Raw genomic sequence first — 22586 nt, 5'->3', positions numbered from 1 at the left:
CGCGCAACCAGGCTGCCGCCGACAAATACCAGATCGGCGGCGGCCATCAGAGACGGCAGTTCGCCCATGCTGTCGGCTAGGTAGACATCGCACCAGGTGTCGTCATCCGCGCTGCGCAGGGAGGTGACCCAGCCCTGTTCGTGGCACAGCCGGGCGATTTCGGGGAAGCGCTGCGGATGACGTGGCGCGAGGATCAGCGCCGCGCCCGGTTGGGCCTGGCGCAGTACCCGATGGGCCGCGAGGGCTGCCGCTTCCTCGCCGGCATGGGTGCTGGCCGCCAGCCATACCGGCCGCTTGGGACCCAGGCGCTGACGCAAGGCCAGCCCGGGTGCCGTATCCGCGACCGGAGCGTCGAACTTGATGTTGCCGGTGATGTTCAGCCGCGACTGTGGCAGCCCAAGCTCGATCAGACGCTGGGCATCCGCGCTGGTTTGCGCGCCGACAGCTGACAGCTGTCCGAGTGTCTGGCGTGTCAGACCCGCCAGGCGCCGGTAGCCGCGGCTGGAGCGCTGTGACAGCCGCGCATTGGCGAGCACCAGCGGGATGTTCGCATGTGTCGCCGCGGCGAACAGGTTGGGCCACAACTCGGTCTCCATGACGATGCCCAACCGTGGTTGCACGCGGTCGAGGAAGCGTCGTACCGCCCCAGGCAGGTCGTAAGGCAGGTAGCAGTGGGCGACCGTGTGTCCCAGGCGCTGGCGCAGCTGCGCCGAGCCGGTCGGCGTGGTTGTGGTGACCAGCAGGGGGAGCGCGGGATAGGTCTTTCGCAGACTGGTGAGCAGTGGCAAGGCCGCATTGACTTCGCCGACCGAGACCGCATGCAGCCAGATGCCACCGGGGGCGCTGACGCGCCCGAAACCAAGGCGTTCCGGCCAGCGCTGGCGATAGGCCGGCTGGTTGCGACTGCGCCACATTAAACGGCCGAAAGCCAGCGGCAGACTGGCACGACTCAGCCAGGAATAAAGACGATAATTCACGGCATGCGACTAGTTGGGAAGCCTGCCTTTCGGCGCCGACGCTATCCGCTGCTGGGTGCGAGCCGCCTGCAGCGGCTGCTCGACGCCGCACAGGTTCTTCAATACGACCGACACGGAATCAAGGTGGCGCAGCTGCCTTCCGGTGCGGTTGTGAAGCTGTTTCGTCGCCAGCGCCGACTGTCGTCCGCGGCCTGGGCGCCGGCCGCGCAGCGCTTTGTGAACAACGCTGCCGCTCTGGCCCGGCTGGGTATTCCCACCGTCCAGGTGCGTCGCCTGTTTTACTGTCCCGAGCGTGCGCGATATGGGGTGATCTACCGGCCGCTTGTCGGCAGTGTGCTGCGCGAAAGCCTGTCGACGCCCGCGCGGGATGCAGACTGGAACGTGCTTGCGCGCTTCGTGGCGGAGCTGCACCAGCGCGGCGTCTATTTCCGGTCGCTGCACAGCGGCAATGTCGTGTGCCTGCCGGGAGGCGGTTTCGGCCTTATCGACGTGGCCGATCTGCGTGTTTCGACGGCGCGGCTTGGTGTGCTGCGTCGCGCGCGTAATCTGCGCCCGCTGCTGCGCGACACCAGCGCCAGAAGTTTGCATTCCAGGCAAGTGTTTGGGGATTTTTTGGGGGCTTATCTGGCCGCAGCCGGGTTGGCGGGTACTTCCAGGCGGTTGTTGCACAACCTGGCTTGGCGCCAATGGAGGCGGGCGAGCGCTCAATCGTCGGTCGATAGCGGATCCGACTCGACATCGGCGAGCGGAATGCGGTAATCGCCGTTCAGCCAGCCGCCGAGGTCGGTCAGCTTGCAGCGCTCGCTGCAGAACGGGCGATACAGACTGCTAACCGACCATTCGACCGGCTTTTTGCACGTGGGACAGGGCATGAGTTCGCTCACAAGTTGCAACACACCAGGCGAAACGGCACGTCCTCGTCCGCGGGCAGGGGTTTGCCCTGGTCGGCGAAGCGCACAAAGCGAATCGAGAAGCGATGTCGCCCGGCGCTGACTTCGGGGTAGTACGGGGAGCCAAGTGGCAGCAGGATACGCAGTAACTGATGCGACTGATTCGTATCAAGAGAGCGCTGATAGAAACCCAGTTGTGCGGTCTCGACCGCTTCGCTGGCAGATTGTCGGATCAGCTCCAGAATGAGGGAGGTGGCGCGGCCCAGGCCGGTGAACGGCGCGCACCAGGCGCCGATTTCCTGATGGCGTTGTGGCGCCGGCCGGGCCAACCAAAAACGGAACGCCGGCTGGTCGAACTCGCAGTTGCCCAGCGACAGGTTATGTCGCTTACGCAGCTGGGAGATCAGGTCGCTTTCCAATACCGCCTGTCCAAACGGCAAGCGTTGCGCGTGCAGGCGATCGATTTCGCTATCCAGCTGTTCCAGTATCTGCCGCAGTCGCGGCGCGTCCACCTCCGGCATTGACTGCATGGTGGTGAGGACACCCGCCAGGCGCTCCAGCTCCCTGAGCACTTCGGTGCGCAGGTCGCTACGGGTCAGTAGATCGGTCAGGTCGAGCAGGTGCTTGATGGCGACACGGTGATCCCACACCTGATCGCCCGCCATGCTGTCATTCAGGCCACGCAGCACGAATTCAATGCGTAACAAGGTTCGCATGCGCTCATTGAGCGGCTGTTCGTAGACTATTGCGTCGGGCGGGTTCATGGCACTTTAAAGAATGCCCGTTACGGGCCGCGGATGCTAGCGCTTTTGAGCTATATCGAGATAAATCGCGTGCTGAACCTCAAGCTGGCGGATCAGCGCGGCGACATCTGCGGCATTGTCGACTACGTCATCCGCCGCCTCAAGCCGTCGCTCACGCGGCAATTGGGTTGCCAGTATTGCCGCGCACTGCTGGGTCGTCATCTGGTCGCGCTGCATGAGGCGCGCCACTTGTACTTCGGTCGGTACATCTACGACCAGCACGCGGCCAACCAGCTGTCGCAGATTAGGTGATTCGATCAGCAACGGGACCGCCAGGATGCAATAGGGCGCCTTGACCTCTTTTAAACGTACGCGCACCTCGGTGCCAATCAGGGGATGCAGGATGCCCTCCAGGCGAAGGCGCTCGGCCGGATTGGCAAATACGCGATCGCGCAGCCTGCGCCGATCGAGTGTGCCATCAGCGGACAGCACCTGGCTGCCGAAAGCCGCCGTCACGGCGTCGAGGCCCGGCGTGCCCAGGGCTACCACCTCGCGCGCCACCTCGTCGGCGTCGATGACTGGCACGCCATGGTCGCGAAAGAACGTCGTGGCGGTGGATTTTCCGGCGGCGATGCCGCCCGTGAGTCCAACGACCAGCACTAAACCACCAACTGCCAGTAAGCCTCGCGCAGGGCGGCGCCCCACATCAGGCTGATCCAGCCGGCGCCCGCCAGGAACGGTCCAAACGGAAACGGCTGCTGGCGATCACGACCTCGAAGGATGATGACCCCGATGCCATAGACACTGCCGATCACGGAGGCCAACAAGATACACGCCGGTAGCGACTGCCAGCCCAGCCAGGCACCAATCAGCGCCAGCAGCTTGAAGTCGCCGTAGCCCATCCCCTCCTTGCCGGTCAACCATTTGAACAGGTGATAGACCAGCCACAGCGACAGATAGCCAGCAATTGCGCCCAGTACCGCGGAGCGCAAATCGGTGAACGTGTGGCCAAGATTGACCAGCAGACCGGCCCAGATGCCGGGTAGTGTGATGGCATCCGGCAGCAGCAAGTGGTCGATATCGATCAGCGTCAGCGCCAGCAGCGTCAGGCTAAGACCGATTCCAGCCACGGCTGCAAAGCCAGGCCCAAAGCGCCAGGCGACCGCGGCCGCGGTCAGGCCGGCAGCGATCTCAAGTATCGGGTAGCGGGCCGAAATCGAGGCCTGGCAGTGGGCGCAACGCCCCCTTAGCCAGCACCAGCCCAGCACCGGGATATTGTGGCGCCACGCGATCGGACTCCTGCACTTGGGACAGCGCGAGGACGGAAATATCAGATCGTAACGCTCGGCGACCTTCAGGTCGCCTTTGTCCGCGTCCCACTGCCGTTGCAGCATGACCGGCAGACGGTGCACCACAACGTTCAGGAAACTGCCCAGCGCCAAGCCGAGCAGCAGACAGCCAGCGGTAAAAAATACCGGGTTTACGAGGACGGTGGGCAGCAAGGGGTCTGGCTCAGAACACCGATGCCAGTTTGAAGATGGGCAGGTACATGGCCACTACCAGGCCACCGACGATGACGCCCAATACCGCCATGATCAGCGGTTCCATCAGGCTGGTCATGCGGCTGACCATCTGGTCGACTTCGTCTTCGTAGAAATCGGCCACTTTCGCCAGCATGTGATCGACCGAGCCCGACTCCTCGCCGATCGCCACCATCTGGGTGACCATATGGGCAAACAGGTGGCTGTTTTCCATTGCCACGTTAAGGCTGCCGCCGGTCGCCACTTCGTCGCGGATATGGCGAATGCCCTTTTCGTACACCGCATTACCCGAGGCCCGCGCCACTGACTCCATGGCTTCCACCAGGGGTACGCCGGCGGCAAACATGGTGGACAGCGTGCGCGCAAAACGCGCGACCGTGCCCTTGCGGACGATGTCGCCGATCAAGGGCACGCGTAGCACCAGGCCGTCCAGAAAATCGCGAAAGCGTACCGAGCGGCGGTGCGCCTGCGCGGCACCGATCACCCCGCCGACTACGGTAAACAGCGCGATCCACCACCATTCCCGGAACCATTCCGACAAATCGACCACCATACGGGTCAGCGCCGGCAGGTCGGCACCGAAGTCCTTGAACAAGTCCTCGAACTGCGGGATGACGAATACCAGCAGAATGGTTGTCACGATAAAACCGACGGCGATGGTTGCGGCCGGATAGAACATGGCGGAGCGGATCTTGCGCTTCAGGGCCTCGGTTTTTTCCAGATAGGTCGACAACTTGGCCAGCACGGTATCCAGGATGCCGGCCTGTTCGGCAGCAGCCACCAGGTTGACGTAAAGCTCGTTGAAATGGCGCGGATGCATTGCCAGCGCTTCGTGCAGGCTAAGGCCGCCTTCAACCTGGCCCTTGATGCTCATCAGCAGCTCGGTCATGGCCGGGTTGTCGTGGCCGCGACCGATGATGTCAAAGGAACTGACCATGGGCACGCCGGCTTCCAGCATGGTGGCTAGCTGCCGCGTGAAGTACGAGATATCGCTGGCGCTGACGCTCTTGCGCGATTCGAACAAGGTCGACTTGCGTCTGACGCGGGCCCGCAGCACGCCGCGCTTTCGCAACTGATCGCGTACGAACGCCTCATCCACGCTTTTGATTTCGCCGGCCAGGCGCTTGCCAGTGCGGTCGAAGCCCGTCCATGCGTAGGTGGGTATGCGGGGAGTCGGGGCGCTGCGAGTAGCCATGGCGATTAGGATCCGGGTCCGTTATTCCTTGATGATGCGACGAATTTCGCTCAGGCTGGTGATGCCCTCCCGAACCTTTGCGAGACCGGCATTCGGCAGGTCGATAATGCCTTCGATTTTCGCCTGCTTGGCGATTTCGTGTGGTGACGACTCATGCACGATGAGTTTGCGCATCTCCTCCGAGATCGGCAATACCTCGTAAATGCCGATGCGCCCCTTGTAGCCGTCGGTACAACGCTCGCAGCCGACCGCCTCGTAGATGACCAGACCGGCATCGATTTCTTCGGCGGAGAAGCCCTCCCGCAGGAGGCCCTTGCGCGGCAGGTCCATCGGCTTTTTGCAGTGCGTGCACAAGCGCCGCGCCAGCCGCTGGGCGAGAACCATGTTCAGCGCGGCGGCCACATTGTAGGGTGGTACGCCCATGTTCATCAGGCGGGTGATGGTCTGAGCGGCGTCGTTGGTATGCAGGGTGGCCAGCACCATATGGCCCGTCTGTGCTGCCTTGACTGCGATTTCGGCGGTTTCAAGATCACGAATTTCGCCAATCAGGATCACGTCCGGATCCTGCCGCAGGAAGGAGCGCAGCGCCGCCGCGAAGGTAAGGCCGGCCTTGACGTTGACGTTGACCTGGTTCACGCCTTCCATGACGATTTCCACCGGGTCCTCGGCGGTCGAGATGTTGATGCCGGCCTGGTTCAGCTCCTTTAGCCCGGCGTACAGGCTCATGGTCTTGCCGCTGCCGGTCGGGCCCGTGATCAGCATCATGCCGTAAGGCTTGCGCAGGTTTTCCTCGAACAGCTCCCGCTGCGCCGGGTCGAAGCCAAGTTGTTCGACCTTGAGCATGCCCGCGCCGCCGTCGAGTACGCGCATGACGATCTTCTCGCCATAAAGCGTCGGGCACGTGCTCACGCGCAGGTCGACCGAACGGTTGCGCGAGATTTTCAGTTTCAGGCGGCCGTCCTGAGGCACCCGGCGTTCGGCGATGTCTAGGCGGGCCAGAACCTTGATGCGCGCGGACAGTCGATTGGCCAGGCCCGGTGGGGGGGCGGCGACTTCACGCAGCAGGCCGTCGACCCGGTAACGAACCCGGTAGCGCTTCTCGTACGGTTCGAAATGGAGATCGGAGGCGCCCCGGTTGATCGCATCCAACAGCAACTTGTTGACGTAACGCACCACTGGCGCGTCGTCCACATCAACGTTGTTGCCACCGAGCTCCGGCTCCTCGTCCGCCACCACGAGGGCGTCAAGGTCGGCGTCGTTGATATCGTCAAGCGGCTGGCTTTCCTGGTCGGCAACCAGGCGGGCGAGCAGGGCCAGCAGCTTGTCGTGTGGGACAAGCACGGCCTCGGTGCTAAACCCGGAACTGAACTTTATTTCGTCAAGTGCCCGGAAGTCGGTGGGGTCGGACACGGCGGCAAAAAGACGACTGCCACGCCGGAACAGGGGCAGCGCGCGGTGTTTTCGGATAATCTGATCGCTGACCCCGTGCGAGCCCAACAACTCGCCGTCAAAGGCGGCCAGGTCGAACAACGGCAGGCCGAATTCAGCCGACGCACACAGCGCTATCTGCGCCGCGTCCAGCCCACCCTCTTCGACCAGATAGGCGACCAAAGACATATCCTTCGCCGCCGCTGCCTGGCTGGCGTCGACTGCCTCGTGCTCGGTCATTAAGCCGTCGGTCGCCAAACGTTTGGCTAATCCGATCAGGCTGATTCGTGTACTTGGTGTTGCCATGCCTGAATTTACGCTGTCCTCGGTCCCCTCATCGTTCCCGGACGGTGCCAACTATAACAATGTCTGCTCTTGCAATGCCCCATTCGCTAACGTTGCTGAGTAGCTGGGTTCCGGCGAGGTACTCTTGTATGTCACAAGCCCGGGACGCTTGCTGTGCAAATCGCTTATCGACCCGCGAAACAAAATGTTGAGCGCAAGAGCCCGAAGTCGACCGTCTGGTTTCGGGTTCGCTCTATGTTGTGGGTGATGGCAGCGTTCACGGCACACGGCTTGTGATGCAACTGGAGGCAGCGTGGACACCATTGGAATCGGTTTTGGAATGCTCATGGCGTTCTTTCTGGGTGTTGCCCATGCGCAGGATGACCCACGGCTGCACCCCGGGGAACTGCGGGTGGTGGATGTTACCCGCGCCGGGCTGAAAGAAATCGTGCCCGGGGCGGTGTATATGCGCCACTGGTTCGGTACCCATCAGAGCACGGCATTGTTCGAATTCCCGGCATCGGCTGGGTCGGACACGGGACTTGCTTTGCACAGCCATGGCAGTGAAATGGCGGTGCAGATGGTTGGGGACTCCAGCATCGTCGACGAGCGTGGACGCCACTACCCGGTGCGCCAGGGCGATGTGATCCTCGTCAAAGCCAACGTTCGGCACACCGGAACGTTTGGCGCCAATGCCAACCGTATCCTCAGCGTGGTGACGCCGCCGCGGCCGGAGTATGCGGATGAGGATGGTAATGCGTACTTTCCAGGCCACGGCCAGCCGGCCGTGGCGGCTGCGTCGGCACGCCCTGCCGATGCGGGCTCCGCCGTGCGCACGTTGTTCAATCTGCAGAATGTCGAGGCATCGCTGTTGCCAGTGGGGTCCGACTCCCTGGCATTTCGTCATTGGCACGGACAGGACGTAAGCGTGGCGGTTACTCGGCTGCGCGTTGGCCAGACAGGCCATTTGCGGGCAGCGCACGCGGTGCATGGGGAGGAGGTGACCTTCCTGTTACGCGGCACGATGACCCTGACTCAAGGTGATGGCGCCGTGCTGACGGCGCATGCTGGCCAGCTTGTGATGCTGCCCCCATACCGGGCCCACAGCGCGGCCTGCCTGACCGATGACTGCCTGCTACTATCCTGGCACACGCCGCGGCGCGACGAATGGGGCGCCGAAGGCAGCCTCCCTGATGTACGCTTTGCGAGTACCGGTGGTGGCGCCGTGACCGGCGCGGCTTATGCTGGTTGCCCGTGTCAGCAGGGGCAACCGGGGAAGCAGCAACAGTAAAGCGGGTGGGTCGTGGGCGTGCGCGCGGTTGGGACAAAACCTCACAGGGATTGTGTATTCATGCGTTCAATGTTTTTAAGGCAACGCCGGTACCCCTTGCTGCTGGCGGTGGCCGCTTTGTGCGCCTGTGGCGGGGGCGAGCCACCGGCGCAGAACGTCGAGCGGCGGGTTTCGATTACCGTCGCCACGGCCGCCGAGCGTCCGGTACAGGTCATTGAAGAGTCCATAGGCTATATCGATACCCTGACCTCGCCGATGGTGGCAGCGGAAGTGGCCGGTCGGCTGGTGGAGGTTGCGGTCGAAGTCGGTCAGGCGGTGGAGGCGGGCGACGTCCTGGCCCGTGTCGAGGCGGTGGACTACCAGAACGAGCTGCGCTCGACCGGTGCCGAGACCGCGCGCCTTGAGGCCTTGCTCGAAAACCAGCGGCGGGTGGTGGCGCGCTATCGCAGCCTGGGAAAGGACCGCTTCGTGTCCGAGACGGCACTCGATGAGGCGGAGTCCCAGCTGAAAGCGCTTACCGAGCAATTGTCCACGGCCCGGGCACGACGCGACATTGCCGCCCGCGGCGTACACAAGACCGTGCTGCTGGCGCCGGTCAACGGTGTTATCCAGCAGCGTCTGGTGTCCAAGGGCACTTACGTCAACAATGGACAGGCACTGTTCCAGATCGCCACCCGCGCCATGTTGCGCGTGCATTTGCCCTTGCCCGAAACGGTGCTCGGCCGGCTGCGCCCCGGATTGACCGTGCACCTGACCACGCCGACCGCGCCGGGGCAGCAGGTTACCAGCACGGTTACCGAGTTGCGGCCGATGGTCAGCAGCGCGACCCGCGCCGGCGAGGCGATTGTGGAACTGCCCAATCCTGGCGACTGGGCGCCTGGCGCCAGCGTTACCGGACGCCTGGTCATGGAGGAACGCAACTCGGTTGTGGTTCCTGCCATCAGCATCATCCTGCGTCCTGCGGGCACGGTGGCATACGTCGTCGATGGCGACAAAGTCCGACAGGCCAAGGTCGAAGTGGGCGAGCGGCTTGGCGATGAACTGGAGATCCGGTCCGGGCTGAGCGCAGGGCAGCGTGTTGCCGCTGACGGCGCCGCCTACCTCGCCGACGGGGCCGCCGTCACTGTGCGTGAGGAAGGCCGATGACACTGCCGGAAATCTCCATCCACAGGCACATCTTCGCGCTCATGCTGAGCCTGCTGATCGTGCTGTTCGGCCTGATTTCCTATCAGCGTATTGGCATTGATCGATATCCGAATATCCAGTTTCCGGCGGTGTCGGTGATCACCACCCTGCGGGGGGCCAACCCGGAGGTGATCGACTCGGCGGTCACCAACATCATCGAAAGCGCCGTCAACAGCACGCCGGGCGTCGAGCGCATCGAGTCCCAGTCGCTGCCGGGCGTATCGCTGGTGGTGGTGATTTTTCAACTCGAAAAGGATGTCGACGTCGCCTTCAACGAGGTGCAGGCGAAGATCAGCCAGGCCGTGGAGCGCTTGCCGAACGATATCGACGCGCCGGTGGTGGCCAAGCTCGAAACCGGGTCGCAGGCCATCATGTGGCTGTCGCTGGAGGGCGACCGCACCGATCCGCAGCTGGACATGTACGCGCGCACGGTGCTCAAGAAACGCCTGGAGACCATCGAGGGGGTGGGCGAGGTGCAGATGGGTGGCGTGCAGGAGCGCGCCATTCGCGTCAACGTGGACCTGAGCCGTGCCACGGCGCTCGGTGTGACGGCGCAGGACATCACCGCGGCCCTGGCCAATGAGCACCTGCAACTACCCGGTGGCTTCCTTGTGGGCGGCCAGACCGAGCACCTGATCAAGCTCGATCAGGAATACCACTCGGTGGACGAGTTGCAGCGCCTGGTTGTGGGTTATCGCGAGCGGGCGCCGATCCTGCTCAAGGACGTGGCCGAGGTGGAAGACGGCGGCAAGGACCGCCGTCAGGCGGCCTACCAGGGTGGTCGGGTGTCAATGGGGCTTGGCATCATCAAGATCAGCAACGCCAACACGGTGGCCATCGCCCGGGAGGTGAAGCGCCGCCTCGACAGCGAGTTTCGTCCGTCGCTGCCGCCGGGTCTGAAGCTGTCGATTACCTGGGACGACAGTGACTTCATCGAGCGGACCATCGCCTCGCTGACCGAGCACATCTACCTGGGCGCAGGGTTGGCGGCGCTGGTCGTGTTCGCCTTTCTGGTCAATCTGCGGGCCACGTTCATCGTCGCGCTGGCCATCCCGGTGTCGTTATTGGCATCGGTAATGATCATGTATTTCCTCGGCTACACGCTGAACACCATGACCATGCTGGCCCTGCTGCTGCTGATCGGCGTGGTGGTGGACGACGCCATCGTGGTGCTGGAGAACGTCCACCGGCACATGCACGAGCGACCCGGCGAGCCGAAGCAGGCCGCCGCCGTGGGCACGCAACAGGTCTATTTCGCCATCGTTGCGGCGACGTTCGCGCTGGTGTGCATTTTTGGCCCGGTGATCTTCATGGAAGGCGTCATGGGCATGTTCTTCGAGTCGTTCGCCGTGGTGGTAGCGTCCGGCGTGCTGGCCTCGTTGTTCGTGGCGGTGACCCTGACGCCGATGCTGTGTTCGCGCCTGCTCAAGGTAGAGGTGCATCAGGGGCGGTTGGCGCGCGCCAGCTTCGCCGCCATGGGTGCGGTCGAGACCGTCTATCGCCATGCCCTGCGCTGGGTGCTGCGCTGGCGCTGGCTGACTCTGCTGCTGGCAGTGCTGGTGGTGCTGCCGGCGGGTCTGCTGTTCGGATCAATCGGCAAGGCCTTCGAACCCGAGGTGGATGAAGGCGGTTTTCTGGTGACCTTCAAGACGCCGCTGGGATCGAGCCTGACGTATACGGAACAGCGTATGCGCGACATCGAAACGCTGCTCCAGCAGCAGCCGGAGGTGCGCGATTTCTGGTCGGCAGTGGGTCTCGGTCCGTTGGGGCAGGTCAGCCAGGGCATGGTGTTCGTGCGCCTGGTGCCGGCCGAGCAGCGCTCAGCTCATCAGTACGCGATCATCGCGCGGGTGCAGGATGCGATGAAGGACATTGCCGGCATCGAGGCGTTTGCCGGTCGGGTGCCGATGGTGCAGGGCGCGCGTGGCGAGCCTTTGCAATTCGTCCTGCGCGGGATAGACCTGAAGCGGGTTGCCGGGCTGGCTGAGGATATGCACCAGAAACTTACGCGCGAGCACCCCGAGTTGGGCTACCTGGATATGGACCTGAAGCTCGACCTGCCGCAACTGAAGCTCGAAATCGATCGCGTGCGGGCGGCCAGCCTGGGTCTTAGCGCAGCCAGCGTGGCGCATGCGGTCAACGTGCTGATGGGCGGCCAGGATGTGGCCTATTTCAACGACGAGCCGGGTGACGGCGAGCGCTACGACGTGCGCGTCAAGGCAATGGAAGGCCAGGTTACCCGTCCCGAGCACCTGCGGCGCATCTACCTGCGCAGTACCAGTGGCGAACTGGTTCGGGCCGACACCGTGGCGCGTTTCGAGGAGCGCCTGGGGCCGGCAGTGATCGCCCGCTACGACCTGCGTTACGCGGCGAATTTCTACGCCGAGCCTAAGGTGGCGCTGAACGATGCCATCGCCGCCGTGGAGGGCGCTGCTGGTGATCTGCCGGAGGGGTACGAGGTGACCATGGTGCGTCAGACCAAGGATTTCGCCGACACGGTGCGCATTCTGACCAGCACTATCGTGCTGGCGATGGTGCTCCTGTACATGGTGCTGGCCAGCCAGTTCAACTCGCTGGTGCAGCCGTTCATCATCATGGTGGCGCAACCGCTGGCCGCGGTGGGCGGCTTGTTCGGGTTGTGGCTGTTCGGTATGACTCTGAATATTTATTCGATGATCGGCATGGTGCTGCTGGTGGGTCTGGTGGCCAAGAACTCGATCCTGCTGGTGGATCTGACCAACCAGATGCGCGTGGCGGGCAAGGATATCGATCAGGCCCTTCTGGACGCCTGCCCAATCCGGCTGCGACCGGTATTGATGACCTCGTTGACCATCATTCTGGCCATGCTGCCGGCGGCTCTGGGCTTTGGCACCGGCTTCGAGGCCAACGGTCCCCTGGCGGTCACCATTATCGGGGGTATGCTCAGCTCCACCGTGCTTACGCTGCTGGTAGTGCCGGCGCTGTATTCGCTTTCTGAACACGGGCTGATACGCCTGCGCCGACGCCTCGGCAGAACTCAAGCAGTGCCCGGGTCCGTTTGAGCTGACCCCCTAGGCGGCGGCCGGCGCGGGTGCGGGTGGGCCGTACTCCGCGCACAGTACGTCTATCAGGCGGCGGGTGCGCTCATCCGCCAGCGCATAGCGGATTTTGGGACCATCGCGCTCGGTCACCACCAGCCCCGCGCCGCGCAGCCGTGCCAGATGCTGTGACAGTGCCGATTGCGCGAGAGGCACATGACGGTTCAGGTCACACACCGCCAGCGGTTGTTCGGCAAGGGCGCACAGCATGAGCAGACGATGCTCATTGGCGATCGCTTTCAGAATAGCGGCGGTGGCGCCGGCTGCGGTGCGCATTGCAGCCCATTGAACCTTATTCTCTTGCATGATTCTTCTTTTTAACTGGCGTTCCCTTAGACACACATAGTAGGTGATGCTAATAAGTACCGGGTGTGACTAATTACACATTCTGGACTCTACCTGAGGATGCCCTGACGTGAAACCGGACATCGACTCATTTTTCGATTCTGTGACCGGAACCTGGTCGTATCTGGTGGTCGATCCGGGCACTCAACAGGCAGCCATCATCGACCCGGTGCTGGATTTCGATGCGGCATCCGCCAGAATCGCGCGCTCCAGCGCCGACCGGATCGTGGAGACGGCGCGCCAGCGCGGGTTGACGGTAGCGTGGATACTCGAAACCCATGCTCACGCCGATCATCTGAGTGCCGCGGCCTATCTGAAGCAGCAGTTTGCAGCGCCAGTTGCCATTGGCATCGGTATCCGCGAGGTGCAGGAGACCTTCGCGCGCGTGTTCAACCTTGGCCCCGACTTTGCCTGCGATGGCTCTCAGTTCGAGCGCCTGCTCGGCGATGGGGAGGTGCTGCCGCTGGGCAATCTCGCCATCCGCGTGCTGGCAACCCCAGGTCATACCAGCGATAGCGTCAGCTACGTCGTCGGGGATGCGGTGTTTGTGGGGGACACCCTGTTTTTACCCGATGCGGGCAGTGCACGCTGCGATTTTCCGGGCGGAGATGCGGCCACGTTGTACCGGTCGGTCCATCTGCTGTTCGCCCTGGGCGAGGACATGCGGCTGTTTGTGTGCCATGACTATCCGCCGGCTGGTCGCGAACCCCGCTGCGAGAGCACAGTCGCGGCGCAGCGCGCGGGTAACATCCACCTGCGCGATGGCGTGAACATGGAGGCTTTTGTCCAGATGCGCACCGCCCGCGACGCTACGCTGGGTATGCCAAAGCTGATCTTGCCGGCGATTCAGGTCAACATCCGCGCTGGCGATATGCCGCCGGCAGAGGACAACGGCGGGGTCTACCTAAAATTGCCGGTGGACATGCTGTGACGGTAGGCCGGCCAGCTGTACATACTTAACTCCGTCTCGCGCTGACAGCAGGGAGATTCCATGACCGGGTTCACACCTTTCACCGCCTTGGGTGGTGGTTTTCTGATAGGCCTCTCCGCCGTGCTGCTGTTATGGCTGAACGGTCGCATCGCCGGCATCAGCGGCATTCTGAACGGTGCGCTGGCCCGCCAGCCTGGCGACAGCGCCTGGCGCGTGGTCTTTATTGCCGGGATGCTGGCCGGCGGCGCGGCGTTTTGGTGGTTCACGCCGCAGGCCTTCACGCCACGGCAGGGATTTCCGATGCCATTGCTGCTCGCGGCTGGATTTCTGGTCGGTTTCGGCACCCGTCTGGGCAGTGGTTGCACCAGTGGTCACGCTGTGTGCGGCCTGGGCCGTCGCTCGCTGCGCTCGTTGGTGGCGACCATCATCTTCGTCGGTTGCGGCATGTTGACCGTATACGTCGTGCGCCACCTGCTCGGTGGACAGGCATGAGCCGCATCCTCGCAAACGCGCTCTGCGGGGTGCTGTTTGGCGTGGGTTTGGCGCTCGCTCAGATGATCGACCCCAACAAGGTGCTGGCCTTTCTGGACCTGGCTGGCCATTGGGATCCGAGTCTTGTCCTCGTGATGGGCGGCGGGGCCGGAGTGACTGCGCTGCTTTTCCCCTGGGTGCTGCGCCGTACACGGCCACGATTGGAGGTTCGGTTTCATCTGCCGACCAGGCGCCAGATCGATACTCGGCTGGTTATCGGCGCCGCTCTGTTTGGCATCGGCTGGGGCCTGGCTGGCTATTGCCCCGGCCCCGCACTGGTAGCACTGACGCTAGGTACCGCCGAACCGTGGTTTTTCGTCGTTGCCATGATCGCCGGTTCGCTGGCCTGCAAGGTGTGGCTGGACGGCGGCTGATCGGCCGGTTGTCTGGATCTCCCCGGACGGCCTGTTCCCGGCGGAATTATGGAGCGGGGTCACTGACCAGGAACAGGGCCTGTTTTGCCGCCTGGCTGACCGCCACCACGGCCGGGTGTGTGAGTCGACGCTCTACCGAAATAGCGTAGTACTTGACGACCACTTCTCCGGTGCCGCCGACCCTCTGGACACCGTACTGGTGTTGCGTTTCCTCGGCCATCACCGCGGGCGCGGGGAAAATGCCGACACCGGCCTGCCCGAAAGCCTTCATCAGCGCCGTATCGTCAAACTCCCCAACGATGCGCGGCTGGATGCGGTGTTCGTTGAACCAGCGTTCCAGCGGTCCGCGTACCGCTGCGCTGGTACCCGGAATCAGCAGGGGTGCTCCGGTCAGGGAGTGCGGAAAATCCGCCCGATAGCGGGTCGCAAGTTCCGGCACCGCATGGAAGACGACGGCGCAGCTTCCCAGCGCGTGGCTGTAGCCTTTTACGCCCAGTTCGGAGGGCAGTGGCCGGTCGGCGATCACCAGGTCGAGCTGGTGGATGGCCAGTTCCGCGAACAGCCGTTCCAGCTTGTCCTCGTGACAGATGAGGCGCACGGGTTCGGCGAGCGTCATCGCCGGCGCCAGCAGTCGGTAGGCGATGGATTTTGGCACCACGTCGGCGACACCGACCCGGAACAGCAGCTCTGCGCTGCTGGCACCGCTGCGCAGCGATTGCTCAAGCTCGTTGCCGATCTGGAAGATCTCGTCGGCGTGGGAGACCGCCAGTTTTCCCGCTGCCGTCAACTCAAGTCGCCGCCCGACACGCCGGAACAGGTCGCTGCCCAGCGCGCGTTCGAGTTCGCTGATCTGGCCGCTGATGGTCTGCGGGGTGAGGTGCAATCGCTCGGCGGCGCGCGTGATGCTGCCGGCCTTGGCGACGTTCCAGAAATAGTAAAGCTGCTTGTAGTTGAGCATAAGCACTGCGGCTCGCTATCAGTCTGTAACGAATTAACCGGAAAGAATAATCTGATTTTCTTTATGCAGCGGCAAGCTCAGAATGGGCCCGTCGGTTTTCGGTATCGCAGACGAGGGAGCAGCGGATGCAGGTCGTAATCCACGCCCATGGCTTCGTGCTGACCGAAAATCTGCGCGCCCATGTGGAGCAACGGTTGCAATTTGCCCTGAATCGTTTTCAGGACCGGGTGGTGCGGGTCGCCGCGCACCTGTCGGATATCGGCGGTCCCGGGGGCGGCGTGGACCGGCATTGCCACCTCCAGCTTCGCCTGCACGGCTTGCCCGATATTGTCGTTAAGGACACGGAAGCAGATATCCATGTGGCGGTGGATCGCGCTGCACACCGCGCCGAACGAACGCTGGGGCGCCATCTGCGGCGCGCGCGCGGCAGCTTCGACGAGCATTTCGAGCGCGGTGACGATGAGCGGATTGAGTAAATTGGAGCCCCCGGCGCGGGCCGCATCGAGCCTGGGCAGCCTGCGGGTGCGCACCCGGCTGATTTTGGCAGCGGCCGTCATCACCACCTCAATGACTGCAAGGAGTCATGCATGAAACGCATCGTGCTTTTTCTGGCCACCAACCTGGCCATCGTGCTGGTGCTGTCCGTCAGCATGCGGCTGCTCGGGGTGGAACCCTACCTGAACGAACAGGGCCTGAACCTCGGTTCGCTGCTGATTTTTGCCGCCGTCATGGGCTTTGGCGGGGCTTTCATTTCGCTGGCCATTTCCAAATGGATGGCCAAGAAGTCGGTGGGTGCCCAGGTCATCAGCGCGCCGCGCACGCCCACCGAACAGTGGCTGGTGCAGACCGTGGCGCGCCAGGCACAGGCGGCCGGCATCAGGATGCCCGAGGTGGCGATCTGGGAGTCGCCCGACGTCAACGCCTTTGCCACCGGAATGAGCAAGAACCGCTCGCTGATCGCCGTGTCCACCGGCTTGCTGCAAACGATGACCCGGGAAGAGGCCGAGGCGGTGCTGGGTCACGAGATGGCCCACGTCGCCAACGGCGACATGGTCACGCTGGCGCTGATCCAGGGCGTGGTGAACACCTTTGTCCTGTTCCTGTCGCGGGTGATCGGTCACACGGTGGATCGCGTGATCTTTCGGACCGAAAACGGCCACGGCCCGGCGTTCTGGGTCACGGTGATCATTGCCGATCTGGTGCTGGGCATCCTCGCGTCCATCATCGTGATGTGGTTCTCGCGCCAGCGGGAGTTTCGCGCCGATGCCGGCGGCGCGCGACTGGCCGGGCGCGGCGCCATGATTGCGGCGCTGGAGCGGCTGGCGAGCCTGCACCCGCAACCGCTGCCCGACAAGCTGGCGGCTTTCGGCATCGCCGGCGGCGGCGCGGGCGGCATCAAGCGCCTGTTCATGACCCATCCGCCGCTCGCCGAGCGCATCGCGATGCTCAAGACGGCACGCTGATGCGTGCCCGGCTGGCCGCGCTGGCGCGGGCATTCAAGCGCGAGTTCGCGGTGTATCGCTGCGCGCTCGCCCATCCGGATACGCCCTGGCCTGACAAGGCGCTGCTGGGGCTGGCTGTTGGTTACGCCCTGCTGCCGTTCGATCTGATCCCGGACTTTCTGCCGGTCATCGGCCAGCTGGACGATCTGGTCATCGTGCCGGGTCTGGTCTGGCTGGCACTGCGGCTGATCCCGCCCGCCGTCATGGCCGAGTGCCGGGCGCGCGATCCCCGTTATTGAACAACCAGCGGACGCTTCGACATGAACAACGCGATCTCCATCGGCGAACCGTGGATGTGGGGCGCCTTCGTCGCCTTCGTGCTGGTCATGCTGGCGCTGGACCTGTTGGTGTTCGGCGGCCGCAAGGCGCACAAGGTGGGCGTCAGGGAGGCGGCGGCCTGGTCGGCGGTCTGGATAAGCCTCGCACTGCTTTTCAATGCCGGCCTGTGGTGGCACCTGAACGCCAGCGTCGGGCCGCAGATTGCCGACCAGAAGGCACTGGAGTTCCTCACCGGCTATCTGATCGAGAAATCGCTGTCGGTGGACAACGTGTTCGTGTTCCTGCTGATCTTCTCGTCCTTTCATGTCGCCGCCGAATACCAGCGCCGGGTGCTGATCTACGGCGTACTGGGAGCCATCGTCATGCGCGCCGTGATGATCCTGGCCGGCGCCTGGGTGGTGCGGGAGTTTTCCTGGGTGCTCTATCTGTTCGGTTTATTCCTGGTGGTTACCGGCATGCGCATGCTGGTGATGGCGGAAAAAACGCCCGACCTGGAGAAAAACCCGGTGCTGAAATTCGCGCGCCGACATCTGCGTATTTCCGAGGGCGATCATGGCGAGAAATTCAGCGTGATCAAGAATGGCGTGCGCTATTTCACGCCGCTGTTCCTGGTGCTGATCCTGATCGAGGTCTCCGACCTGGTGTTCGCCGTGGACTCCATCCCGGCCATCTTCGCCATCACCACCGATCCGTTCATCGTCTTCACCTCCAACATCTTCGCCATCCTGGGGCTGCGGGCGCTCTATTTCTTGATGGCCGACGTGGCGGATCGCTTCCACCTGCTCAAATATGGCCTGGCCATGGTGCTCACCTTCATCGGTGCCAAGATGCTGATCACGCCTTGGTACCACATGCCGGTGGCCGCTTCGCTGGCCATCGTCGCGGTGCTGATCGGCGCCAGCGTGATCGCCAGCCTGATCGCCACGCGCGGGTTATCCGATAGCACACCACCGGCAGGCGAATGAATGGAGGCCCCAGTATGAACACCGATCCGCAGCGCGCGATCCGCGCCATGTGCCCCTATGACCCGGCCAGCGCCGGAAACAGGAGCGGCGCCGCATGATCGACGTCGTTGTCCTGTTTTTCCTGTTCGGCCTGGCGGCCGGTCTGCTCCGTTCGGAGCTCAAGCTGCCGGCTGGCTTCTATGAATCCTTGTCGGTGTTCCTGCTGTTGGCCATTGGCCTGAAGGGCGGAGAGGGCCTGGCGCAACAGGCACTCGGCCCGCTGGTGCCGCAACTGGGTGCGGTGATCCTGCTGGGGGTGGCGCAGACGCTGATCGCCTTCGCTATCCTGAACGGCGTGGGGCGGCTCGGGCGGGCGGATGCCGCGGCCACGGCGGCTCACTACGGCTCGGTGAGCGTGGCCACCTTCGCGGTGGGCATCAACTGGCTGATGACGCGGAGCATCGCGTTTGAACCGCAAATGGCGATTTTTCTGGCCGTCATGGAGGTGCCTGCCATCATGGTCGGCATCGTGCTGGCGCGCGGCCTGGGCAGGCAAACCGACTGGCGCCTGCTCGCGCACGAGACCTTTCTGGGCAAGGGCGTGACCCTGCTGCTGGGTGGCATGGCCATCGGCTGGGCGGCCGGTCCCGAGGGGCTCGCCCCCATCAAGGGGCTGTTCTACGATCTTTTCAAGGGCGTGCTGGCCCTGTTCCTGCTGGAGATGGGGCTGATCGTCAGCCGCCAGGCGGGCGAGTTGCGACGACGGGGCGTGTTCATCGTCGCTTTCGGCCTGTTCATGCCGCTGCTGTCGGCGGTGCTTGGACTGGGCTGTGGCATGGCCCTGGGCCTGTCGGTCGGCGGCCTGACGCTGCTCGCCACCCTGGCCGCCAGCGCCTCCTATATTGCGGTGCCGGCGGCCATGCGTCTGGCGGTGCCGCAAGCCAACCCGGCCTTGTCGCTCGGCGCCGTGCTGGGGGTGACCTTTCCTTTCAACATCATGGTCGGTATCCCGCTTTACCATTGGCTGGCCCTGCAACTCGTGGGAGTAACGCCATGACCCTGTCAACGGAAAAAAGAACCCTGCTCACCGTAATCACCGAGGCCGCCGTCGAGCAAACCCTGCTGCGCGACCTGGATCGGCTGGGTGTGCGTGGCTACACCGTTTCCGATGCCCGCGGACGGGGCAGTCGGGGTGTGCGCGATGCGGCATGGGGGGAAGCGGCCAATATCCGCATCGAGGTGATCTGCCCGCGCGTCCTGGCGGAGTCGGCGCTCGGCCATCTTCAGGACCGCTATTACGCCGACTATGCGATGGTGGCTTTTCTGCACGACATTGAAATTCTCCGTCCCGAAAAGTTCTGATCATGGCCGCATCTCTTCGGGCGCACAGAACCCGGCTACTATTAGCGCCCTTTTAGATTGCCAGGAGGCCCTGCCGATGCTGACCAAAGACGATATCCGTGGCGTATCCGCCATGATCCCGACGCCATGCAAGGAAGGGCAGGGTGGCTGGCAGTACGAGGATTCGGTCGATCTGGACGAAACCGCGCGCATGGTCGAGCAGCTGATCACCGCCGGTATCGGCTCGATCGCCGCCAACGGCACCACCGGCGAATGTGCCGCGCTGACGCTGGAGGAAAAGCTCGCCTTCACCCGCACCATCGTCGAGGTGGCGCGCGGCCGGGTGCCGGTGTTCGCCGGCATCACCACGCTGGGCACCAAGGAAACCGTGCGCCAGATGCGCAAGTTTCGGGAGCTGGGTGTGGAGGGCGGTTTCGTCGGCCTGCCGCTGTGGCAGACCCCGACCATCACCAATTCGGTCAAGTTCTACGCGGATCTGGCCGAGGCGGTGCCGGAAATGGCGCTGATGGTGTACGCCAACCCGCTGTTTTTCAAATCCACCTTCCCGGTCGAGTTCTGGGCCGGCGTCGGCAAGCATTGTCCGACCGTGGTCACCTGCAAGTACGTCGGCAACCTGATGGACCCGAAGAACATGCTGGTCGACCTGCCGGCCAGCATGGACGCGGCGCCGAACGTGCAGTTCCTGCCGATCGACTTTGCCGCGCCAATGGCCTACGACCTGGTCGGCGATCGCGTGAAGGCAATGTGGTCGACCAGTTGCGCCATGGGGCCGGAGCCGGTGGTGGCCCTGCAGCGGGCCATCGACGCCGGTGACAAGGCGCGCATGGGCGAAATCATGCACGACCTGCATGGCCTGCCCAACGCCATTCCGGATTTCAAGGAATTCTCCAAGTACAACGTGCAAGTGGAGAAAATCCGCTGCAACGCCGCCGGTTACATCAAGGCCGGCCCGTGTCGTGCGCCCTACGAAGATCTGCCTGACGACTGGCGTGCACTGACCGTGGCCAGCGGCAAGGCCTGGGCCGAACTGTGCGCGCGTAAGTACCGCTGAGCCGACAACACCCTGTCGACCGGTGACTCAGGCCGCCGGCTGGTGCCGGCGGATGAGGAAGGTCGACAGGGCGGCGATCACCAGCACCGAGCTGATGGTCAGAAAATAGTTTGGCAGGCTAAGCTTGGCTTGCAGCAGCAATCCCCCGAGCAGCGGGCCGAATACGGCACCGATGCGGCCAATCCCGATGGTCCAACCCACGCCCGTGGCCCGGGCGTGGGTTGGATACACATGCGTCGCGAGGGCGACCAGGCCAATCTGGGCGCCAAACGCAAACAATCCGCTGCAGAACGTGAGCAGCAGCAGCGGTAGCGAGTCGCTCACCCGCCCGGTGACCGCCACACAAATACCGGCCAGCAGCAGCACAACCGGTAGCAACACCCGTGTGCCGTGGCGCGCCGCGAGCGCGGCGACCAGCAGCGGGCCACCTACGCCGCCCAGGTTCAGCGCCACCGCCGCCCAGGCGGTATGCCGCAGCTGAAAGCCGGCCTCCAGTACCAGGCTGGGCGTCCAGCTCATCAGGAAATTGAGCGCGATCAGGCTGGTGAAAAACGTCGTCCACAGCAGGAGTGTGTCCCCGACGTAGCCGGGCTGGAACAGCTCGCGCACCGGAAAGCGCGGCCTGGCAACCGGCGCGGCGTCTGCGGCTGGCTTGGGCGCGGCACGCAGTGCGAGGAACTCCACCGATTCAGGCAGGCGGCGCCACAGCAAGGGCAAGGTCGCCAGCGGCGCCAGCCCGCCGGCGATATAGACTGCGGGCCAGCCGTAGCGGGGCAGTAGCCAACTTGCCAGCAAACCACCCACGATGCCGCCCAGTGGGATACCGGTCAGTGTTATCGCGACGCACAGGTTGCGCAGGCGCGGGGGCGCGTATTCGCTGATCAGCGCTGCGGCATTGGGCACGGCGCCGCCAAGCCCAATGCCAGTCAGCAGGCGCATAACCAGCAGTTGATCGAAGTTGCGTACCCATGCGGTCAGGAATGTCGCGGTGCCAAACGCCAGCATCGACAGCAGTAGGGCCGGCCGGCGGCCGTAGCGATCGCCCAGCGGACCCATCAGCAGCGCTCCAACAGCTCCGCCGGCCAGTCCCATGGCGTAGATCGGCCCCATGCTGGAGCGCTCAAGCTGCCACTGTGCGGCAATGGATGGCCCGGTGAAGGCCGCCGCCTGCAAGTCCAGGCCATCCAGCAGGATCACCAGCGTGCACAGCGCCAGTACCCACCATTGCTGGCCGGACATGGACCGCTGATCCTTCGGTTCGGCGACAGCTTGCATGTAAACGTGTTCCCGGGCCTGACGGTAAGCAAGCGACCGGATCGCGTCACCGGAGACCGCTTTACACGGCCGGTTGCTGCCTACGGACGCTGAACGCGGCTACCGCCGCTGCAATCAGCAGCGTGCTGAAGGCAAGAAAATAGGTCGGCAGACCCAGTTTCATCTGCAGCAACACGCCGCCCACCAGGGGCCCCAGAATGGACCCGATGCGTCCGATGCCCAGCGCCCAGCCGACACCGGTGGAGCGGGCCCGAGTCGGATAGATGTGGGCCGCCAAGGTGTTGAGGCTGATTTGCGCGCCAAATGCGAAAAAGCCGCAGCAGAACACCAGCGCCAACAGCAGCGGCAGGGAGTGTCCAACGCGGCCGGTGATGACCACGCTCAGTGCGGCCAGCAGCAGGATGCCCGGCAACGCCAGGCGT

Annotated in this window: 25 protein-coding genes; 14 read left to right on the top strand and 11 right to left on the bottom strand. The window is 63.8% G+C overall.

Annotated features, from left to right (window positions below; all coding sequences use genetic code 11):
* Positions 1 to 977: 3-deoxy-D-manno-octulosonic acid transferase (locus ABZF37_RS08225; RefSeq protein ID WP_372718738.1), on the bottom strand; the 977-nt coding region annotated here is incomplete at its 3' end.
* A 3-nt stretch (positions 978 to 980) separates the two neighbouring features.
* Here ABZF37_RS08225 and ABZF37_RS08220 point away from each other — a divergent pair.
* The gene (locus tag ABZF37_RS08220) at positions 981 to 1736 is read left to right on the top strand and encodes a hypothetical protein (protein WP_372718736.1); all 756 of its coding nucleotides are present in this window, start codon (positions 981 to 983) and stop codon (positions 1734 to 1736) included.
* On the opposite strand, the gene ABZF37_RS08215 is transcribed toward ABZF37_RS08220, so the two are convergent.
* Genes ABZF37_RS08215 through pilB form a run of 6 tightly spaced genes read right to left on the bottom strand, consistent with a single transcriptional unit; the run spans position 1682 to position 7080 of the window.
* Positions 1682 to 1849, bottom strand: coding sequence for a DNA gyrase inhibitor YacG (locus ABZF37_RS08215; RefSeq protein ID WP_372718734.1), 168 nt, complete (start codon positions 1847 to 1849; stop codon positions 1682 to 1684). The two genes, ABZF37_RS08220 and ABZF37_RS08215, sit on opposite strands and share 55 nt — an antisense overlap.
* 8 nt (positions 1850 to 1857) lie before the next feature.
* Entirely contained in the window at positions 1858 to 2631 is a 774-nt protein-coding gene (gene zapD, locus ABZF37_RS08210) for a cell division protein ZapD (protein ID WP_372718732.1), read from the bottom strand.
* 36 nt (positions 2632 to 2667) lie between these two features.
* On the bottom strand, positions 2668 to 3270 hold the full coding sequence (gene coaE / locus ABZF37_RS08205) for a dephospho-CoA kinase (RefSeq protein ID WP_372718730.1): 603 nt from the start codon (positions 3268 to 3270) through the stop codon (positions 2668 to 2670).
* The gene (locus ABZF37_RS08200; RefSeq protein WP_372718729.1) at positions 3270 to 4112 is read right to left on the bottom strand and encodes an A24 family peptidase; all 843 of its coding nucleotides are present in this window, start codon (positions 4110 to 4112) and stop codon (positions 3270 to 3272) included. The genes coaE and ABZF37_RS08200 overlap by 1 nt, the downstream gene beginning before the upstream one ends.
* Before the next feature lie 10 nt (positions 4113 to 4122).
* Positions 4123 to 5346, bottom strand: coding sequence for a type II secretion system F family protein (locus tag ABZF37_RS08195; RefSeq protein ID WP_372718726.1), 1224 nt, complete (start codon positions 5344 to 5346; stop codon positions 4123 to 4125).
* A gap of 21 nt (positions 5347 to 5367) precedes the next feature.
* Entirely contained in the window at positions 5368 to 7080 is a 1713-nt protein-coding gene (gene pilB / locus ABZF37_RS08190) for a type IV-A pilus assembly ATPase PilB (RefSeq protein ID WP_372718724.1), read from the bottom strand.
* A gap of 292 nt (positions 7081 to 7372) precedes the next feature.
* On the opposite strand from pilB, the gene ABZF37_RS08185 reads away from it, so the two are divergent.
* From ABZF37_RS08185 to ABZF37_RS08175, 3 genes are read left to right on the top strand one after another with little or no spacing between them, the layout of a single operon-like run.
* On the top strand, positions 7373 to 8350 hold the full coding sequence (locus tag ABZF37_RS08185; protein WP_372718722.1) for a hypothetical protein: 978 nt from the start codon (positions 7373 to 7375) through the stop codon (positions 8348 to 8350).
* A gap of 60 nt (positions 8351 to 8410) precedes the next feature.
* Positions 8411 to 9496, top strand: a complete 1086-nt coding sequence (locus ABZF37_RS08180; RefSeq protein WP_372718720.1) for an efflux RND transporter periplasmic adaptor subunit — start codon at positions 8411 to 8413, stop codon at positions 9494 to 9496.
* Entirely contained in the window at positions 9493 to 12576 is a 3084-nt protein-coding gene (locus ABZF37_RS08175; RefSeq protein ID WP_372718718.1) for an efflux RND transporter permease subunit, read from the top strand. Before ABZF37_RS08180 ends, ABZF37_RS08175 begins: the two co-directional genes overlap by 4 nt.
* A 9-nt stretch (positions 12577 to 12585) precedes the next feature.
* On the opposite strand, the gene ABZF37_RS08170 is transcribed toward ABZF37_RS08175, so the two are convergent.
* Positions 12586 to 12888 carry an ArsR/SmtB family transcription factor gene (locus tag ABZF37_RS08170; RefSeq protein ID WP_372718716.1) on the bottom strand — a complete coding sequence of 101 codons (303 nt, stop codon included), beginning with the start codon at positions 12886 to 12888 and terminating at the stop codon, positions 12586 to 12588.
* Between the two features lie 139 nt (positions 12889 to 13027).
* Between ABZF37_RS08170 and ABZF37_RS08165 the strand changes: the two genes are divergently transcribed.
* Genes ABZF37_RS08165 through ABZF37_RS08155 form a run of 3 tightly spaced genes read left to right on the top strand, consistent with a single transcriptional unit; the run spans position 13028 to position 14793 of the window.
* Positions 13028 to 13888 (top strand): MBL fold metallo-hydrolase, encoded by an 861-nt coding sequence (locus tag ABZF37_RS08165; protein WP_372718714.1) that lies wholly within the window; start codon positions 13028 to 13030, stop codon positions 13886 to 13888.
* 60 nt (positions 13889 to 13948) lie between these two features.
* Positions 13949 to 14380, top strand: coding sequence for a YeeE/YedE family protein (locus tag ABZF37_RS08160; protein ID WP_372718712.1), 432 nt, complete (start codon positions 13949 to 13951; stop codon positions 14378 to 14380).
* Positions 14377 to 14793: a DUF6691 family protein gene (locus tag ABZF37_RS08155; RefSeq protein ID WP_372718710.1), complete on the top strand. Its 417-nt coding sequence runs from the start codon at positions 14377 to 14379 to the stop codon at positions 14791 to 14793. Before ABZF37_RS08160 ends, ABZF37_RS08155 begins: the two co-directional genes overlap by 4 nt.
* A 46-nt stretch (positions 14794 to 14839) precedes the next feature.
* Here ABZF37_RS08155 and nhaR read toward each other — a convergent pair whose 3' ends face one another.
* A complete protein-coding gene (gene nhaR / locus ABZF37_RS08150) occupies positions 14840 to 15751 on the bottom strand; it encodes a transcriptional activator NhaR (RefSeq protein WP_372718708.1) in 912 nt (303 codons plus the stop codon).
* 125 nt (positions 15752 to 15876) lie between these two features.
* Between nhaR and ABZF37_RS08145 the strand changes: the two genes are divergently transcribed.
* From ABZF37_RS08145 to ABZF37_RS08115, 7 genes are all read left to right on the top strand, one after another.
* Entirely contained in the window at positions 15877 to 16227 is a 351-nt protein-coding gene (locus ABZF37_RS08145; RefSeq protein WP_372718706.1) for an HPF/RaiA family ribosome-associated protein, read from the top strand.
* A 111-nt stretch (positions 16228 to 16338) separates the two neighbouring features.
* Positions 16339 to 17214, top strand: a complete 876-nt coding sequence (gene htpX, locus ABZF37_RS08140) for a protease HtpX (protein WP_372718704.1) — start codon at positions 16339 to 16341, stop codon at positions 17212 to 17214.
* Entirely contained in the window at positions 17214 to 17492 is a 279-nt protein-coding gene (locus ABZF37_RS08135; RefSeq protein ID WP_372718702.1) for a YkvA family protein, read from the top strand. The genes htpX and ABZF37_RS08135 overlap by 1 nt, the downstream gene beginning before the upstream one ends.
* A gap of 21 nt (positions 17493 to 17513) precedes the next feature.
* Positions 17514 to 18497 carry a TerC family protein gene (locus ABZF37_RS08130; protein WP_372718700.1) on the top strand — a complete coding sequence of 328 codons (984 nt, stop codon included), beginning with the start codon at positions 17514 to 17516 and terminating at the stop codon, positions 18495 to 18497.
* Positions 18498 to 18591: 94 nt separating this feature from the next.
* On the top strand, positions 18592 to 19533 hold the full coding sequence (locus tag ABZF37_RS08125) for a sodium-dependent bicarbonate transport family permease (RefSeq protein ID WP_372718698.1): 942 nt from the start codon (positions 18592 to 18594) through the stop codon (positions 19531 to 19533).
* Between the two features lie 2 nt (positions 19534 to 19535).
* Positions 19536 to 19838 carry a P-II family nitrogen regulator gene (locus ABZF37_RS08120; protein ID WP_372718740.1) on the top strand — a complete coding sequence of 101 codons (303 nt, stop codon included), beginning with the start codon at positions 19536 to 19538 and terminating at the stop codon, positions 19836 to 19838.
* Between the two features lie 76 nt (positions 19839 to 19914).
* On the top strand, positions 19915 to 20889 hold the full coding sequence (locus tag ABZF37_RS08115; protein ID WP_372718696.1) for a dihydrodipicolinate synthase family protein: 975 nt from the start codon (positions 19915 to 19917) through the stop codon (positions 20887 to 20889).
* A gap of 27 nt (positions 20890 to 20916) precedes the next feature.
* Here ABZF37_RS08115 and ABZF37_RS08110 read toward each other — a convergent pair whose 3' ends face one another.
* Both ABZF37_RS08110 and ABZF37_RS08105 read right to left on the bottom strand, forming a co-directional pair.
* Positions 20917 to 22164, bottom strand: coding sequence for an MFS transporter (locus ABZF37_RS08110; protein WP_372718694.1), 1248 nt, complete (start codon positions 22162 to 22164; stop codon positions 20917 to 20919).
* A gap of 61 nt (positions 22165 to 22225) precedes the next feature.
* A partial coding sequence (locus ABZF37_RS08105; protein ID WP_372718692.1) for an MFS transporter occupies positions 22226 to 22586 on the bottom strand: 361 nt, incomplete at its 5' end.

It is taken from the genome of Immundisolibacter sp. (assembly GCF_041601295.1).
Classification (GTDB): Bacteria; Pseudomonadota; Gammaproteobacteria; order Immundisolibacterales; family Immundisolibacteraceae; genus Immundisolibacter.
Note: the sequence above shows the minus strand (reverse complement) of the source record. Positions and strands in the feature narration are given on the sequence as shown.